The sequence below is a fragment of the [Bacteroides] pectinophilus genome, assembly GCA_025146925.1.
Taxonomy (GTDB): domain Bacteria; phylum Bacillota; class Clostridia; order Lachnospirales; family Lachnospiraceae; genus Bacteroides_F; species Bacteroides_F pectinophilus.
Window position 1 is genome coordinate 1,489,321 of record CP102260.1, and the last position, 18,299, is coordinate 1,507,619.

Genomic DNA, 18,299 nt, shown 5'->3' on the forward strand with positions numbered 1-18,299 from the left:
AATGCAATTATAGAAATAACTAAAAATCAGTAGTCCCGCGCTTTACCAGATTGGCAGGTATTACAGTCTCGCCTGACTCAGATTCGCTGCCGGAAAATACCTTCATAAGCCTGTCAACAGCAGTAGTGCAAAGCTCCTCGAGCCTTGTGTCAATAGATGTTATCTCAGGCTCGGTACATATTGCGAGCATCGAATCATTATAACCCACAATCGACAGTTCGTCAGGAATGCTTATGCGGCTTGCCAGCGCATACTTGACTGCACCTACAGCAAGCGAATCATCTGATGTAATAACAGCATCAAAATCCTCTCCACTGTCATGAAGATGCGTCAGATATTCCTTCGCCCGTATAATATTCTTAGTACACAGATGTATAAAATTAGGACGAACCTCAATATCATTGGCGCTAAGGGCATCTTTGTATCCCATAAGCTTATTGAGACCGCTGTGGGATGTGCTTGTATATAGATATACAATGTCAGTACGTCCGCTCTTTATCATCTCGGATGTCACGGAATATACGGCAGCGTAGTCGTTGCATATTATAGAATAAATATTATGTCCTGCCAGATGTCCGTTTATAAGAAATATCGGAAGCGAAGCCGCTGCGTCGGTTATATATCTGTTATCGTCAGAATCCGGATTGCTGCTCAGGAACTTGGAACCGACTATTATAATTGCATCAACGCGTTTTGACATAAGCAGTTCGAGCGACTGCTGCTTGCTCGAAAGGTTGCCTCCGGTACAGCACAGCATGGAATCATAACCATTGTTTCTTAATTCCCTCTGAAGATAGAAAATTGCATTGGCAATATACATATCTGATGAATCAGTGCACATTATGCCGATTGTCTTCATGGTATTAAGTCCGAGACCGCGTGCAAATACATTGGGCGTATAACCAAGCTCGTCCATAACACGTAAGACCTTGTCACGGGTCTTTGCGCTTACACTCTGATTACCGTTAAGGACACGTGATACGGTTGCAATTGAAACGCCGGCTTTGGCCGATACATCATATATGTTCATAGTATCATATCCTTTCATCAGAGTACCGTAAGTATTAAATGTAAGTGCTTACATTTAAGTCTATTATACTATGTCATCAGGCATGTTACAAGAAATTTTTTATTTTATTGCATTAATAACGCTGTTATGGCATAATAAATATTAATGTGAAATTAATAAAATTAAATTTCCATAAAATTCAAACGGAGGATAGTATAATGATTATTAAGGAAAGAAATCTTGCAGTTGCAATTATTCTTACGATTGTAACATGTGGTATCTATGGTCTTTATTGGTTTGTAAAGCTTACAGATGAGACTAAGTATCTTACGGGAACAGACGGTGCTGACGGAATTACAGCACTCCTTCTGACTATTGTAACATGCGGAATATACGGATTGTATTGGAATTACAAGCTTGGAGAGAAAGTAGATATGCTTAAAAGGAACAGAGGCCAGGATTCAACAAGCTCATCTGTACTTTTCATCATCCTTGCAATCTTCGGACTTACCATTGTTAATTACGTAATTGCACAGAGCGAGCTTAACTGCTACGCCAACGCATAAGCAGATATAATAAACATGACAAATATGGGTAGCAGATTGTTAAAAATAATAAGAATGTATATAATTCTGGCACTTATTGCTGCAGCATATTACATATTCTACACATGGTCGGGGTATGGAATTCCTTGTCTTTTCAGGACAATTACGGGGTTTTCATGCCCCGGTTGTGGTATAAGCCGGATGTTTGCTGCACTTTTTAAAGGCAATATAAAAGAAGCTTTTGAATATAACCAGTTTGTCTTTGCCATGCTTCCGGCCGCCATATTGCATGCTATTCGATATACATACTATTATGTGCGTGATGGAAGATGTCGTGACGGGCGTATAATGACATGCATTGAGTGGGGTGTTGCCACAGCATTTATCATATTTGGCGTAATACGTAATATTGTATTGTAATTTGAGATTTATGATGATAAAATTAAATAAATAAAATTTTCGTTGACTTATTGCAGCTATGATTGTAATATATCAATGTAAGCGCTTACATTATGCGAAAGTGCATTACAATTTTCCGCGCAACAGTGAACGGAGTTAATTAAGGGGACAACCCCTATAAGAAAAAGGAGAATAAAATGCAGAGATTAAACAAATCAATCACACATGCAGTTGACAGACCTGTTAAGGTTATGCAGTTTGGTGAGGGTAACTTCCTGAGAGCATTCGTTGATTACATCTTTGATGTAACAAATGAGAAGACAGATTTCAATGGCGGCGTTGTTATTGTTAAGCCTATTGAATTCGGTAATCTGGATCGTTTCCATGATCAGGAGTGCCAGTATACTCTTCAGTTAAGAGGATTTGAGAACGGACAGCCTAAGAAGATTACACGTGTTATTACTTCTGTTGTTGATGCTGTTGCAGCTATTGAAGACTATGACAAGTATATGGAGTATGGTCTTTGCGACACATTAAGATTCATCGTTTCTAATACAACAGAGGCAGGAATCGTATTTGATGAGACTGACAAGTTTGATGCCATGCCACCAAAGACATATCCTGGTAAGCTTACTAAGCTTCTCTATGAGAGATATAAGAAGTTTGACGGTGCTAAGGATAAGGGTATCATCCTTATTCCATGTGAGCTTATTGCTGATAATGGTATCGAGCTTAAGAAGTGCATCGATAAGTTCATCGATCTTTGGAATCTTGAAGACGGATTCAAGAAGTGGATTGATGAGGCATGTTCATTCTGCCCAACACTCGTTGACCGTATCGTTCCTGGTTACCCAAGAGATGAGGCTGAGGAACTTTGCAAGGAGTTCGGTTATGAAGATCAGCTTATCGATACAGCAGAGACATTTGGTCTTTGGGTAATCGAGAGTGACCCTAACCTTCCACTTGATCAGCTTCGCAAAGAGCTTCCATTCGAGAAGGCAGGCCTTAATGTAGTATTTACTAAGGATCATCACCCATATAAGGAAAGAAAGGTTAGAATCCTTAACGGCTCACATACATCATTTGTTCTTGCATCATATCTTGCAGGCAATGACATTGTTAAGCAGTCAATGGATGACCCAACGATCCGTAAGTACATGGAGGAGACACTCTTTAACGAGGTTATTCCTACACTTTCACTTCCGGAAGATGAGTGTAAGACATTTGCTAACGCTGTAATCGAGAGATTCCAGAATCCATTTGTTAAGCATAAGCTTCTTGATATTTCACTTAACTCAGTATCTAAGTGGGAAGCACGCTGCTTACCTTCATTCCTTGGTTATGTAGATAAGTTTGGTAAGCTTCCTAAGTACCTTACATTCTCTATTGCAGCACTTATGAGCTTCTACTCAACAACAGAAGTCGGTGAAGTTAATGGTGGACGTTGCCTTATCGGTGACCGCAACGGAGAGAAGTACAACATCCGCGATGATCAGTTCGTACTTGACTTCTTCATCGAGAATTCTACAAAGTCACCTAAGGAATTTGCTCAGGCTTACCTTAGCAATACAAAGTTCTTCGGTGGTAAGGATCTTTCAAAGGTTGATGGTCTTGTTGAGACTGTTGCTGAATACATCACAGACATTCGCGAAAGAGGAATGCGTGCTGTAGTTACAGACCTTGTTAATGCATAATTAACAGCGGATTGCTTATTTTGATTTAAAAGTGAAAAGTGAAAAGATTATCTTTTTGCTTTTCACTTTTTTAATAAGCTGTTATATGTAACGAAAGACCAATATTTCATGAATGGAGACCTATATGCAGGATTTTATTAAGATTAACGTTAATGATAATGTTGCTGTTGCCCTCAAGCCAATCGCCAAGGGAACAACTGTTGATGTTGCAGGAACAACAGTAACTATGGTAGAAGATATTCCTCAGGGACATAAGTTTGTAATTAAGGCTATTAAAAAAGGTGACCCTGTAATAAAGTACGGTTTCAGAATCGGATTTGCACAGGCAGACATTCCTGTCGGAGCATGGGTTCATACTCATAATCTTAAGACAGGTCTTGGAGAACTCCTCGAATATACTTATGAACCGGAAGGACATAAGGATGTTGAGCCTACAGAAGCTGCTTACTTTGACGGATACATGAGAGAGAACGGCAAGGTTGGTGTGCGTAATGAAGTATGGATTATCCCTACAGTTGGATGTGTTAACTCTATTGCAAGAGCAATCGAAGCAACAGCAAGAGCAGAAAAGCCGGAAGGTGTTGATGAGGTTGTAGCATTTACACATCCTTACGGATGTTCACAGACAACAGAGGATCAGGAGAATACACGTAAGGTGCTTGCTGATCTTATTAATCATCCTAACGCAGGTGCAGTACTGGTTCTTGGACTTGGATGCGAGAACAGCAGAATAGAAGTGCTCAAGGATTATATCGGAGAAGTTAATCCTGACAGAGTTAAGTTCCTTCAGGTTCAGGATGTTGCCAATGAGCAGGAAGAAGCTGCAAAGATTATGAAGGAGCTTATGGCTTATGCAGCTAACTTCAAGAGAGAAAAGGTTAATGCCAAGGAGCTTATCATTGGTATGAAGTGCGGCGGCTCTGATGGACTTTCAGGCATTACAGCTAACCCTACAGTAGGTCTTTTCTCAGATATGCTTGTATCAAAGGGTGGTACAACAATTCTTACTGAGGTTCCTGAGATGTTTGGTGCAGAGACAATTCTTATGAACAGATGTGCCAACAAAGAACTCTTCGAGAAGACTGTTCACCTCATCAATGATTTCAAGGAATACTTCATTAAGAATGGACAGGAGATATATGAGAACCCATCACCGGGTAACAAGGATGGTGGTATCACAACTCTTGAAGATAAGTCACTCGGCTGTACACAGAAGTCAGGAAGCTCTCTTGTAAAGGGTGTTCTTGCTTATGCAGAACCTGTTAATACTAAGGGACTTAACCTCCTCAGCGCACCTGGCAACGATCTTGTTGCAGCTACAGCATGCGCTGCATCAGGAGCGCAGATGGTTCTGTTTACAACAGGACGTGGAACACCATTTGCTTCACCTGTTCCTACAGTCAAGATTGCTACTAACTCAAGACTTGCAGGTAACAAGAGCAATTGGATCGATTTCAATGCAGGAAGAATCGTTACAGATGATCTTCCACTTGAGGATGCAGCCAAGGAGCTGTTCCAGCTTGTACTTGATGTTGCATCAGGCAAGAAGGTTAAGGCTGAGATAGCAGGATTCCATGACCTTGCAATCTTTAAGCAGGGTGTAACTCTGTAATTACATAACTCTGTAATTATATATTCGTAAAGAAAAACGGGCAGATGAACTTAACCATCTGTCCGTTTTTTCTGTTATACAGTCATTAGAATATGAAAATATAAAAACAGGCTGCAGTCAAAGGAAATTCCCGTATCTGCAGCCTGTCCGTCTGGAATATCTTAATTATCTGGAATCAGATGATTATCTCTGAACTCTTGCGCCAGCTCCACCCATGATAGCTTCAACTTCCTTCTTAGAAGCCATTGTTGTATCACCAGGAGTTGTCATAGCAAGTGCGCCGTGAGCTGCACCATAGTTAACAGCTGTCTCAGCATCACCTGTTGTCATAAGACCATAGATAAGACCTGAAGCGAATGAATCACCACCGCCAACACGGTCCATAATCTCAAGTCCGTCATACTGCTTAGCCTTGTAGATCTCTCCACCTGCCCAGCAAAGAGCTGACCAGTCATTAACTGTAGCAGTCTTAACTGTACGAAGAGTAGTAGCAACAGCCTTGAAGTTAGGGTATGTCTTAACAGCCTCGTTGATCATCTTCTTGTATCCCTCGATGTTAAGAGACTTAAGGTTCTCATCGTTACCCTCAATCTGGAAACCAAGGCATGCTGTGAAGTCTTCCTCGTTACCGATCATGACATCAACATACTTAGCGATTTCCTTGTTAACTTCCTGAGCCTTCTCAAGTCCGCCGATAGCTGACCACATTGAAGGACGGTAGTTAAGGTCGTAAGATACGATTGTTCCGTACTTCTTAGCTGTCTTGATAGCAGCGAGAACTGTCTCGCATGACTGCTCTGAAAGTGCAGCGTAGATACCGCCTGTATGTAACCAGCGAACACCTAAGCCACCGTCGCTCTTGTTCTTGAAGATGTAATCAAAATCGAAATCTTCCGGAGTAGCCTGTGAAATAGCTGTGTTAGCACGGTCTGAGCAACCTACAGCACCACGGATACCGAATCCTCTCTCTGTAAAGTTGATACCGTTTCTGCAAAGACGTCCGATACCATCTGTCTTCTTCCAGCAGATAAGAGATGTATCAACACCGCCCTGAAGGATGAAGTCTTCCATAAGCTTACCTACTTCGTTATCAGCAAATGCAGTAAGGACTGCAGTCTTTAAGCCGAAGCATCTGCGAAGTCCACGAACAACGTTGTATTCTCCGCCGCCTTCCCATGCTCTGAAGCTTCTTGCTGTACGAATTCTGCCTTCGCCCGGATCAAGACGAAGCATAACCTCACCTAAAGATACGGCATCAAATGTGCACTCTTCAGCTGGTCTTAAATTTAATTCCATTTTTTAGATACCTCCAAAAATTTTATTACTTATTTATTCTATCATACTAATTAAATTTAATCCATCATTTTTTGAACAATGTTTGACAAAATATTACCGCAGTCCTATAATATTTAATAGTAATTTTTATTAATAAATTTAAGGAGAACGTATAATGAACAAAGTAATTGAAGAACTTGGTAAAATTGGTATCGTTCCTGTAATTGCACTTGATGACGCAAAGGATGCTGAGCCACTTGCAAAGGCACTTATTGAAGGCGGACTTCCATGTGCAGAGGTTACATTCAGAACAGCTGCTGCAGAAGAGTCAATCAGAATAATGGCAGATAAGTTCCCTGAACTTATCGTAGGTGCAGGTACTGTCCTCACTCCTGAGCAGGCTGACAGAGCAATGAATGCAGGTGCTAAGTTTATCGTAAGCCCAGGCCTTAATCCAAAGGTTGTTAAGCACTGTATCGACAAGGGATATCCTATTGTTCCCGGCACAAGCAATCCTTCAGATGTTGAGACTGCTATTGAGCTTGGTCTCGATGTCGTTAAGTTCTTCCCTGCAGAAGCAGCAGGTGGTCTTAAGATGATTAAGGCAATGTCTGCTCCATATACTAATATGAAGTTCATGCCTACAGGCGGAATTAATGCAGATAATCTTAAGTCATATCTTGACTTTAATAAGATTGTATGCTGTGGCGGTTCATGGATGGTTAAAAAGGACATGGTTGCTGCAGGTGATTTTGAAGGAATTAAGAATCTTACAACACAGGCTGTAGATACAATGCTCGGATTTGAAGTAAGACATGTAGGTGTCAACCTTACAAGCGGAGAAGAAGCAGAAGAGCTTGCTGATACATTTAACAAGATGTTCAGCTTCGAGAAGAAGGTTGGTAACAGCTCAGTATTCTCTGGTACAGGCTTTGAACTCATGAAGAAGCAGGGACGCGGAACACACGGACATATTGCAATTGCTACCAACTATATTGAGAGAGCCGTATATCACCTTGAGAAGAGAGGCTTTGAGATTGATAAGGATTCAGCCGTTATTAAGGAAGGAAGACTTAAGGCAATCTACTTCAAGGGCGAGTTTGGCGGATTTGCTATTCACCTTGTACAGAAGTAATTATTTTCAGGATAATAATGATTTTTGGGATGGTTCCGGACATGGTTTATTCTGTACCCGGAACCATTTTTAATATTGACAAATCTGCTACGCTGTTATAGAATGTTGCACAAAGCTATGACGAAGAGAAGTAGTTTCAGTTATCGCTTACAGCGAGCCGGTGGCGGTGGGAGTCCGGCAGAGTGAACTGGGATGAATAACACTTCAGCAGCTGCAATCTGAAAGCTTTATCAGATTATAAGGAATTATAATCCTGCAATTAGGTGCGCCGTGTGTTTTACGTTACAGGACAGGTCATGAAGGTGGCTGTCAGAATAATCTGGCAGTAAGTCAGGTGGTACCGCGGATATTTAACTGTTCGTCCTGAGTTTTGCTCAGGCTGGGCAGTTTTTTTATTATTATTTATTTTAATAACGTGCATGTATGCAGATGCACTATAATAAGGAGGAAGAGATGTCAGACTTATATCGCAGTAAGACCATGAATCAGGTAAGTGAGAATGATATCGGCAAGGAGATGAAGCTTGCTGGCTGGGTCGAGAATATACGTGACCACGGCGGAGTTTCATTTGTTGATTTGCGTGATATGTATGGTGTTGTCCAGGTTGTATTCAGAGATACACAGCTTCTTAAAGGAATCAGAAAAGAGCAGTGTATCAGCGTTGCAGGTGTAATAATGCAGCGAGATGAGGAGACCTATAACCCTAAGATTGCAACGGGTACAGTAGAGCTTGAAGCTCATGAAGTTAATATTCTTGGCAAGGTATACAGAGACCTTCCGTTTGAGGTTCCTACATCCAAGGAAATCAGAGAGGATGTAAGGCTTAAGTATCGTTATCTTGATCTTAGGAATCAGAAGGTTAAGGATAATATTCTTTTCCGTTCCAATGTAATCACATACCTCAGACAGAAGATGAATGATATGGGATTTGTAGAGATACAGACTCCAATTCTTTGCGCATCATCACCTGAGGGTGCAAGAGACTACATTGTGCCTTCACGTGTCCATAAGGGCAAGTTCTATGCGCTTCCACAGGCTCCGCAGCAGTTCAAGCAGCTCCTTATGGCATCAGGCTTTGATAAATATTTCCAGATCGCACCATGTTTCAGAGATGAGGATGCAAGAGCTGACCGTTCACCGGGTGAGTTTTATCAGCTTGACTTTGAGATGAGTTTTGCCACACAGGAAGATGTATTTGCAGTAGGTGAAGAGGTTCTCACATCAACATTTGAAAAGTTTGCACCTGAAGGATATGAAGTTACCAAGGCTCCATTCCCAATCATAAGCTATAAGCAGGCTATGCTTGAGTTCGGTTCTGATAAGCCTGACCTTCGTAACCCGCTTAGGATAATCGATGTTACTGAATTCTTCCAGAGATGTACATTCAAGCCTTTCCATGGCAAGACTGTAAGAGCACTTAAGGTTCATGCTAACCTTTCTAAGGGATTCCATGAGAAACTTCTTAAGTTCGCCCAGTCAATCGGTATGAAAGGACTTGGATACCTCGAGGTTAATGAGGATATGTCATACAAGGGACCTATCGATAAGTTTATCCCTGACGATATGAAGGCTGAACTTGCACAGCAGGCCGGTCTTGTAAGCGGAGATGTTATCTTTTTCATTGCTGATACGGAAGAAGCTGCTTCAAAGTATGCTGGCCAGATTCGTAATGAACTCGGTGCAAGACTTGACCTTATTGAGAAGAATGCATACCGTTTCTGCTATGTTAATGACTTCCCAATGTATGAGCTCGACGAGGAGACTAAGCAGATTGGATTCACACATAATCCGTTCTCAATGCCACAGGGCGGTCTTGAAGCACTTAACACAAAGAATCCTCTTGATATTCTTGCATACCAGTATGATATCGTATGTAACGGAATTGAGCTCTCATCAGGTGCTGTAAGAAATCACGATATTGACATCATGGTTAAGGCATTTGAGATTGCAGGATATGATGAGGAGACTCTTAAGGCTAAGTTCGGGGCGCTCTACAATGCATTCCAGTTCGGAGCACCGCCGCATGCAGGTATGGCTCCGGGTGTTGACCGTATGATTATGCTTCTTCGCAATGAAGAGAATATCAGAGAGGTTATTGCATTCCCAATGAACAGTACTGCACAGGATCTTATGACAGGCGCACCTAACGAAGTATCTGAGAAACAGCTTCGTGAAGCACACATTAAGGTAAGAGACTAATCTTAGTGTATTGTTATTAACAGATTCTGTTCGTTAAAACATATAATTTCAAAACAGGCCGGAGCACATGCTGCATGATTGTTCCGGCTTGTTTTACGTTTTGTATGATTTAAGGAAAGATTAAGGAAAGATTTGTGAAAAAATATTGAAATTTTCCGCATGTTAGTATAATATTAAGATATTAATGAAATTATGTATATTTGCGCGTTTTAGTGCGGAAATGAGGGTATATAATGAACAAGATTAACGTAAGAAAGTTAAAGCACATGCTTAATAAGTACAAAAAAGCAGCAATTTTTGTTGCGATGCTTGCTGTAGTGGGGATAGGCATCGGCGTTGCGCATGTCCTTGCCGTATCGGTAGCAATTAAATGTGCGAATCTGGAACTCAGTAAGAATGGTTTCTACAATATTGGTGATGAAGGCAATAAGTACACATTCAATGCTGAAGTATCAGGCCTTACGGTTGGCGGTGATGTTACAAAGGACCAGTTCTCATGGGACACTGACAGATCAACTCTTATATCTGTTGTCCCTGATACATCATCTAACATGAAGTTCCAGGCTGACGTAACAGCAAAGGCTGCCGGTTTTGCCAATGTTAATGTGACATTTACTCCAAAAGATGGTTCTGCCACACAGACTGCATCACAGGGTGTGTATGTACCACTTAAGTCAACTCTTAAGGAATCGACAAGCGGCGCTGCAACTAATGATAATAATATATACAGTGCCGGAACGACATTTACCCTTACAAGCAGTAATGTTGCTGAATCCAATGCTTTACGCGTTGTTGTTTACAGATATGACGGAACTGAACTTATTAATACTAATGGTCTTGGTACCGATGTTGTTGTATCAACAGTTGACTATAAGACAATATCAATTACTATTAATAAGTCAGGTGTATATAAGATTCAGGCATGTACGGATGACTACCTTAAGAATACTGATGCACAGAAGGTCGACAGACTTATGAATGAGTATCAGATTAATACTAAGGTATTGTTCCAGGAAGGAACACCAGCAGCTGCAGAGGGTAACTTCCTTACAATTAATAAGACAACAGATGGTAAGAAGTATTGCGTAATACCTGATATCAATTCTTCATATGCCCTTATGACGAACGCTTCATCTAACGGTACTCCTAAGCAGTACGGTATCAGATGGAATTCATATAATACAGACACTGCAACTCTTGTTGATCCGGACAAGAGTGTATACAACATGATTAAAGGTAAGTATGCAGGTATCTCTAAGATTACAGCCGGTCTTTCATCAACTGACGTAAGCGGTTCCAATTTCTTTAAGGCTAACTCGACGGATGACTGTTATGCTGTTGTGCCTTTTGTATGGGGGATGGAAGGCTTTACGACAACAAATGGTGTTGCGGACAAGACTGTAACAATGAATGTCAATGATTCGTATACACTTACTACATCCGGTAAGCCTTCAGCAGTTACATGGGGACTTACAGATACAAGTTCGGCTAACGTAACTAATGGTGTATTCTCTGCTTCCAAGGAAGGTGATTACGTTGTATATGCAACACTCGCCCAGAGCCAGTTTGTCGGCGACAGCCCGGAGCTTGTCAGCCTTATGGGTAAGCAGACTATACAGATTACAATACATGTAATTGATTCATTTGGAATAAGTGAAGACAAGCATACTCTTTATGTCGGAGACAGTTTTGTACTTAAGGCAGTTACAACTGATCCTGACACTCCTGTAACATTTACATATAAGAATCTTCCTCCTGTAACAGGCGGAGATGTTCCTAAGGACAAGCTTGTTTCACTTACTGATTATAAGGAAGAAGGTTCTAATGTAGTTACCGGAACAACCATAAAAGGTTTAAAAGCAGGTATTGTTGAGATAACAGCAACACAGGTTGTCAATAATGTTACTAAGACAGCAACGTGTATCGTGTATGTAATTGATAAGCCTATCGAAGTAACATCTCTGGCAATTGACCCATCATCAATTCAGATTGACAAGGGTTCTAATGCAATTCTTAATGTAGTATTCAACAAGAATGCATCAACTCCTGAGAATATGAATGTATTCTGGAGCTCATCAGATACAGATATTGTTACTGTAGAGGGCAATGGCAATCTGCATACAGCTACAATCACCGGTAAAAAAGGTGGTACGGCAGTAGTCATGGTAGTCAGTCAGGACGGACTTTACAGTGCGACATGTACCGTAAGTGTACGTGAACCTGTAACCGGAGTTACTCTTAATGAGACTTCGATAACTGCATCTTTATCACAGAAGCAGTTCCAGCTCGTTCCTACAGTACTTCCTGCAGGTGATGGAGTTAACCGTAATGTAACATGGTCATCAACAGACCCATCTGTACTTACAGTTGATAAGAATGGTCTTGTAACATATAAGGGAACCGGATATGCATCTGTAATATGTACAACAGATGATGGCGGATATCAGGCATTCTGTAACTTCTATGTCAATATACCGGTCGAATCTCTTAAGCTCGACTATACTGATGAGATAATGTCAATAGGTGGTCAGTTAAGAATTACAGCTGAGGTTCTTCCTCTTAACGCATCACAGAGGACGGTATCATGGGAGTCATCCGATACTTCTGTATGTACCGTAGATACTAACGGTCTTGTCAAAGCGACAGGTGTCGGCTTTGCGACAATTCTCTGTAAGACAATTGATGGCAGTGACCTTACTGCTATGTGTAAGATATATGTAAAGCAGCCTGTAACATCGGTAGTACTTAACACTAAGGAGATAGAAGTACGTAAGGGAACAGTATTCTGGCTTAATGCCACATGCCTTCCTGAAAACGCCGATAATAAGCTCTGTGCATGGACAACAAGTGATAAGGACGTATGTACCGTAGATAATGATGGCAAGGTTACAGCTGTTGGAAGCGGTACATGTAACATTGTTGTTACGAATGTAGATACAGGTATTTCCGACTACTGTGTTGTAACAGTAACGCAGCCTGTAACAGGCATTACACTTAATTCAGACTACCAGTCAATGTGGGTTGGTTCTAAGTATGCGATTATACCTAATGTGCAGCCTGTTGACGCAGACAACAAGAAAGTAACATATCAGTCAAGTGATACTTCTGTTGCAACTGTTGATGCGGATGGAGTTGTAACAGCCGTTAAGGGTGGTACATGTGTAATTATAGTTACTACAGACGAGCTCCAGCTCAAGGCAAGCGTAACAATTGATGTAAAGGAATATGTTTCATCTATCAAGCTGAGTGAGAATAATAAGTATCTGAACATTGGTGCAACAGGAACACTTACGGCAACCGTAGGCTCAGATACCGCAACTAACAAGGCAATTGTATGGAGCTCATCTAATTCAGGTGTATGTGCTGTAGTTGATGGCACACTTTACGGAATGTATCCGGGTGTTGCGGTTATTACAGCAACCGCAGCAGATGGAAGCGGTGTTTCTGATACATGTATTGTCAATGTTGTTAATCCTGTAACATCTGTATCCATCGAACCTGAAGAGGTACGAATACTTGTTGGCGATTATTATAAGCTTAAAGCTAACGTAGAACCTGCGGATGCTACTGTACAGGAACTCAGATGGGAATCATCTGACGAATCAATTGCCACAGTAGATTCAGATGGTGAGGTGTTAGGTATAGCTGTTGGTAAGTGTAGGATTACTGCATATTCAACAGATGGTAATGAAGTTAAGGGTTCATGTTCAGTATATGTATCTCCTGTAGTTAAGATTAGTTCCCTTAAGATTAACTCAAGTGAGATAACAATGCTCGTTGGTAAGACACGTAAGCTCAGTTCTTATGTAACACCGACTAACACTACGGAATCTGTTAACTGGTACTCAACCGATACATCTATAGTAGCTGTCGATTCTGAAGGAACAATAACAACAGTGGGACCTGGTATTGCTGATGTTGTAGTATATGGCGGTACAACGAATGTGTCTACAGCATGTAAGGTTCATGCACTTGCACTCAGCAAGACAAGCATTAACCTTGGTCAATATGATATATTCGATCTCGCGGTTGATGGTTCTGATGGTTTCCAGGTAGCATGGAGAACATCTAATCCAAGAGTAGCAACTGTTGATAATACCGGTCATGTAGTTGCACGAATGAGAGGTACAACTACAATTACTGCAACTGTAGATAATAAGACGCTTACATGTGTTGTTAATGTAGGGGCATTATATTAATATAATCTAAAATGTGATTTCATATTTATTTCATAAAGTGTACACAGAATGAACACGAAATCCCATTATAGTATGTTACAGATAGTTAAGAGAGATTCTTACTATCTCCCCCCTCATATTTTATTTTAGAACAATGCCAATCTTCTTTATTGAAGGTTGGCATTGTTTTATTTGATTATTTTTTGCATTTATGATAAAATTTATAGGGATTTTTATTTATGCGGACAATTAATCGGGAGGACCAGATGAACAACGACGACAGATTCAACAGCAGCGATGAATTGGATGAAGAAATTGCAAAATCAGTCGAAAAGCTTGTAGATGAGGAGACAAGTGTTGCCAGAGCCTTCGTGAATCGTGATGCGGGCAGCTCGGTCAATACAGATATATATACTAATAATAATCATGATATTGCAGGGAATCCGGACAATGATGTTCTTGGCAGGACACAGATGATTCCTGATATTGGTAAGACGCAGGTTATTCCTGATGTAACGAAGACACAGATTATACCTGATATAAAGGATGCAGCTAAGTATCAGTCAGACGGGAATACCCGGAATAGCAGAAGTACCAGGAACATCCCTGACAGGAATACTCCACCAAAGCCTGAATCTCCAAAGCATAATGATAAAAAGAATAATAAGACTGCAATAATGCTTGTATCAGGAATTGTTGGAGCAGCAATTATAGTTTTTCTCATTATTGCACTTGTCATTAACAGTAATAAGAAGAATTCATATGAATATAATTATTCAACAGGGCTCTCTTTTTATAATGCCGGTAATTATTCCGATGCACTGACTTATTGGGAGAAGGCCTCCAAAGATGCTCAGGGACGTAAGAACATAGAACTGAAGCTTAAGATGTACGAATGCTACATTGCAGCCGGCAAGCGTGATCAGGCTGTAGACATATTGAAAGATGTGCTTTCCTACGATAAGTATAACCAGAAAGCACTCACTTCACTTGCACAGTATTACGTTAATCAGAAAGACGGCACAGCGCTTACCGAACTGCTCAGAAAGTACAAAGGAACCGATGGTGAAAAGCATCTGAAAGAATATGAAGTATCAATGCCATCGGCTTCTGAAGCATCAGGTAAGTATGATAAAGTACTTGAACTTGAACTTAAGTCAGAGAATTCATATAAGATTTATTACACAACTGACGGTCTGGCTGTAACAACAAAAAGTACTGAATATACACAGCCGGTAAGAATAGAAAGCGGCAAGACTACTGTTAAGGCTGTTGCTGTAGATAATATCGGTACAATGAGTTACGAACTTGAACTTAAATTTGATGTTGATTACAAGGGGCCGGATGCGCCTGCTGTAACCCCTGTAACCGGCACGTATGATGCAGGTACCAGAATAGAGATAACTAATATTCCCGATGGAGCAAGTGCTTATTACACGCTCGACGGCAAGACACCTACCAGGGATTCCACGCTCTACACCGAGGCAGTAAGCATGCCTGAAGGTAATACTGTGTTCTCGGCAATAATAATAGATCAGTATAATATGTCCAGTTCTGTCACAAAGCGTAATTATAATGTCGGAGTATCAACTAAGTACACATTCGATGAGGCTGTTGACAGACTTAAAGTTGCCATGACAGCCAGACATGACCTTAACAAAGACGGTACATCTGCCGATGGAGGTCAGGCAAAGTTCACATATTACAAAAAGACCTCAATTGCCAATGTAGAGATGTATATTACATTTTATGACATTGTAAAGAATGGTGTCACAACGAGACAGACTTATTACTTTGGAATAGATGTGGCTACAGGAAAGTGTTACAAGGTATATGACCAGAACGGAACTCTTATTGCCACAGAATACTAATCAGTTATATACGCTAAGGCAATGGCCGGCGTTATTATAAATTACGAAAGGAGTACTGTGTATGTACAAGATTCTTAAGGCTGAAAAGCTGGCAGACAAAATTTTTCTTATGGATGTTGAAGCTCCAAGAATTGCAAAGCATTGCCAGCCGGGACAGTTCATTATCGCTAAAATTGATGAGAGAGGAGAGCGAATTCCATTAACTATCTGTGATTATGACAGAGATAACGGAATAATCACAATTGTATTCCAGATAGTAGGTGCATCTACATATAAGATGTCACAGCTTCAGACCGGTGACTCATTTGCTGATTTTGTAGGTCCACTTGGACAGTCAAGTGAGTGGATTCATGAAGATCTTGAGACACTTAAGAATAAGAAGATGCTTTTTGTAGCCGGCGGTGTTGGTACTGCACCTGTATATCCTCAGGTAAAGTGGCTTCATGAGCATGGCATTGATGCTGATGTAATAGTTGGCTCCAAGACAAAGGATCTCCTTATCCTTGAAGACAAGATGAGGGAAGTTGCCGGTAACCTCTATGTTACAACCGATGACGGAAGCTATGAGCGCAAGGGCATGGTAACAGAAGTAATAAAAGACCTTGTTCAGAATCAGGGTAACAAATATGATGTATGTATTGCAATCGGGCCTATGATTATGATGAAGTTTGTATGTCTCCTTACAAAAGAGCTGGAGATTCCGACAATTGTATCCATGAATCCTATTATGGTAGATGGAACCGGAATGTGTGGTGCATGCCGTCTCAGCGTTGGCGGTGAAATAAAGTTTGCATGTGTTGACGGACCTGAGTTTGATGGTCATAAGGTAGATTTTGATCAGGCGATGAAGCGCCAGCAGCAGTATAAGACCGCTGAAGGCAGGGCGATGCTTGCAGCTCAGGAAGGCGACACACACCATGGCGGCTGTGGTCAGTGCAACTAATCGATTGAATATTATTAAGCGATAAAGTAACGCAGAAATGAGGATAAAATGGACGTATTAAAGAAAGTTCCGGTCAGAGAGCAGGCTCCTGATGTCAGAAATCATAATTTTGAAGAAGTATGCCTTGGATATAACAAAGAAGAGGCAGTGGAGGAAGCAGCAAGATGTCTTAACTGCAAGAATGCACAGTGCGTAAAAGGATGTCCTGTATCAATTAATATTCCTGAATTTATTCATAATGTCAAGGAAGGCAATATTGAGGAAGCTTACAGGGTAATCGGTCAGTCTTCAGCACTTCCTGCAATCTGTGGACGTGTCTGCCCTCAGGAGAGCCAGTGCGAAGGCAAATGTATCAGAGGAATCAAAGGCGAAGCTGTATCAATCGGTAAGCTTGAGCGATTTGTTGCTGACTGGGCACGCGAGAATGATATCAAGCCTGAAAAGGCAGCATCAAAGAATGGCAAGCGCGTAGCTGTAATAGGTTCAGGTCCTTCAGGACTTACATGTGCCGGCGATCTTGCAAAGCTTGGATATGACGTAACAATATTTGAGGCGCTCCATGAGGCCGGCGGTGTTCTTGTATATGGTATACCTGAATTCCGTCTCCCTAAGGATACCGTGGTTAAGCATGAGATTGAGAATGTTAAGAGCCTTGGTGTCGAGATTGACACTAATGTTGTAATCGGAAAGTCTGTAACAATCGACCAGCTTCTTGATGAAGAAGGATTTGACGCTGTATTTATCGGTTCAGGTGCAGGTCTTCCAAGATTCATGGGAATTCCTGGTGAGAATGCCAATGGTGTATTCTCTGCTAACGAGTACCTTACACGTAACAACCTTATGAAAGCATTCAAGACAGATTATGATACACCTATTGCTGCCGGTACAAAGGTAGCTGTAGTAGGCGGTGGTAATGTTGCCATGGATGCAGCAAGAACAGCATTAAGACTTGGTGCAGAAGTACATATTGTATACAGAAGAAGTGAAGCCGAGCTTCCTGCAAGAGCAGAAGAAGTACATCACGCTAAGGAAGAGGGTATTGTATTTGATCTTCTTACTAATCCTACAGAGATTCTTGTTGACGAGAACGGCTGGGTTAAAGGCATGAAGTGTATAAGAATGGAGCTTGGTGAGCCTGATGCATCAGGAAGAAGAAGACCTGTCGAGATTGAAGGCTCAGAATTCGAGCTTGACCTTGATACAGTAATCATGGCACTCGGTACATCACCTAACCCGTTGATTTCATCAACAACTAAGGGACTTGAGACTAATAAGAGAGCATGTATAGTTGCTGACGAAGAATTCGGAAGGACAAGTAAGGAAGGCGTATTCGCCGGCGGTGATGCAGTTACAGGTGCCGCCACAGTAATACTTGCCATGGGTGCAGGTAAAGCTGCTGCCAAGGGTATTCACGAATATCTTTCAAATAAGTAATTTTA

Annotated in this window: 12 protein-coding genes and 1 other annotated feature; of the genes, 10 read left to right on the forward strand and 2 right to left on the reverse strand. The window is 41.2% G+C overall.

Annotation, left to right across the window (positions count from 1 at the left end):
* Positions 1-19: 19 nt before the first annotated feature.
* Positions 20-1,030: a LacI family transcriptional regulator gene (locus NQ488_06970; protein ID UWN97033.1), complete on the reverse strand. Its 1,011-nt coding sequence runs from the start codon at positions 1,028-1,030 to the stop codon at positions 20-22.
* A 197-nt stretch (positions 1,031-1,227) separates the two neighbouring features.
* On the opposite strand from NQ488_06970, the gene NQ488_06975 reads away from it, so the two are divergent.
* The 4 genes from NQ488_06975 to NQ488_06990 all read left to right on the forward strand — a co-directional run bounded on the left by NQ488_06975 (position 1,228) and on the right by NQ488_06990 (position 5,259).
* Positions 1,228-1,575: a DUF4234 domain-containing protein gene (locus tag NQ488_06975; GenBank protein UWN97034.1), complete on the forward strand. Its 348-nt coding sequence runs from the start codon at positions 1,228-1,230 to the stop codon at positions 1,573-1,575.
* A 15-nt stretch (positions 1,576-1,590) separates the two neighbouring features.
* Positions 1,591-1,974, forward strand: a complete 384-nt coding sequence (locus NQ488_06980; protein ID UWN97035.1) for a DUF2752 domain-containing protein — start codon at positions 1,591-1,593, stop codon at positions 1,972-1,974.
* A 176-nt stretch (positions 1,975-2,150) separates the two neighbouring features.
* Positions 2,151-3,647 (forward strand): tagaturonate reductase, encoded by a 1,497-nt coding sequence (locus NQ488_06985; GenBank protein ID UWN97036.1) that lies wholly within the window; start codon positions 2,151-2,153, stop codon positions 3,645-3,647.
* Between the two features lie 124 nt (positions 3,648-3,771).
* Entirely contained in the window at positions 3,772-5,259 is a 1,488-nt protein-coding gene (locus NQ488_06990; GenBank protein ID UWN97037.1) for an altronate dehydratase family protein, read from the forward strand.
* Between the two features lie 183 nt (positions 5,260-5,442).
* Here the strand turns inward: NQ488_06990 and NQ488_06995 are convergent, their stop codons facing one another.
* The gene (locus NQ488_06995) at positions 5,443-6,555 is read right to left on the reverse strand and encodes a sugar kinase (GenBank protein UWN97038.1); all 1,113 of its coding nucleotides are present in this window, start codon (positions 6,553-6,555) and stop codon (positions 5,443-5,445) included.
* A gap of 154 nt (positions 6,556-6,709) precedes the next feature.
* Here NQ488_06995 and NQ488_07000 point away from each other — a divergent pair, with 154 nt between their 5' ends.
* The 6 genes from NQ488_07000 to gltA all read left to right on the forward strand — a co-directional run bounded on the left by NQ488_07000 (position 6,710) and on the right by gltA (position 18,294).
* Positions 6,710-7,669, forward strand: coding sequence for a bifunctional 4-hydroxy-2-oxoglutarate aldolase/2-dehydro-3-deoxy-phosphogluconate aldolase (locus NQ488_07000; GenBank protein UWN97039.1), 960 nt, complete (start codon positions 6,710-6,712; stop codon positions 7,667-7,669).
* Positions 7,670-7,777: 108 nt separating this feature from the next.
* Positions 7,778-8,038 (forward strand) — a binding site (T-box leader).
* Positions 8,039-8,122: 84 nt separating this feature from the next.
* Positions 8,123-9,868 (forward strand): aspartate--tRNA ligase, encoded by a 1,746-nt coding sequence (gene aspS / locus NQ488_07005; GenBank protein ID UWN97040.1) that lies wholly within the window; start codon positions 8,123-8,125, stop codon positions 9,866-9,868.
* Positions 9,869-10,101: 233 nt separating this feature from the next.
* Complete coding sequence (locus tag NQ488_07010; GenBank protein ID UWN97041.1) at positions 10,102-14,067, forward strand: Ig-like domain-containing protein; 3,966 nt, start codon at positions 10,102-10,104, stop codon at positions 14,065-14,067.
* Positions 14,068-14,312: 245 nt separating this feature from the next.
* Entirely contained in the window at positions 14,313-15,917 is a 1,605-nt protein-coding gene (locus NQ488_07015) for a chitobiase/beta-hexosaminidase C-terminal domain-containing protein (protein UWN97042.1), read from the forward strand.
* A gap of 61 nt (positions 15,918-15,978) precedes the next feature.
* Positions 15,979-16,860 carry a sulfide/dihydroorotate dehydrogenase-like FAD/NAD-binding protein gene (locus NQ488_07020; GenBank protein UWN97043.1) on the forward strand — a complete coding sequence of 294 codons (882 nt, stop codon included), beginning with the start codon at positions 15,979-15,981 and terminating at the stop codon, positions 16,858-16,860.
* Between the two features lie 48 nt (positions 16,861-16,908).
* Positions 16,909-18,294 (forward strand): NADPH-dependent glutamate synthase, encoded by a 1,386-nt coding sequence (gene gltA / locus NQ488_07025; GenBank protein ID UWN97044.1) that lies wholly within the window; start codon positions 16,909-16,911, stop codon positions 18,292-18,294.
* The last annotated feature ends 5 nt before the right edge of the window (positions 18,295-18,299 follow it).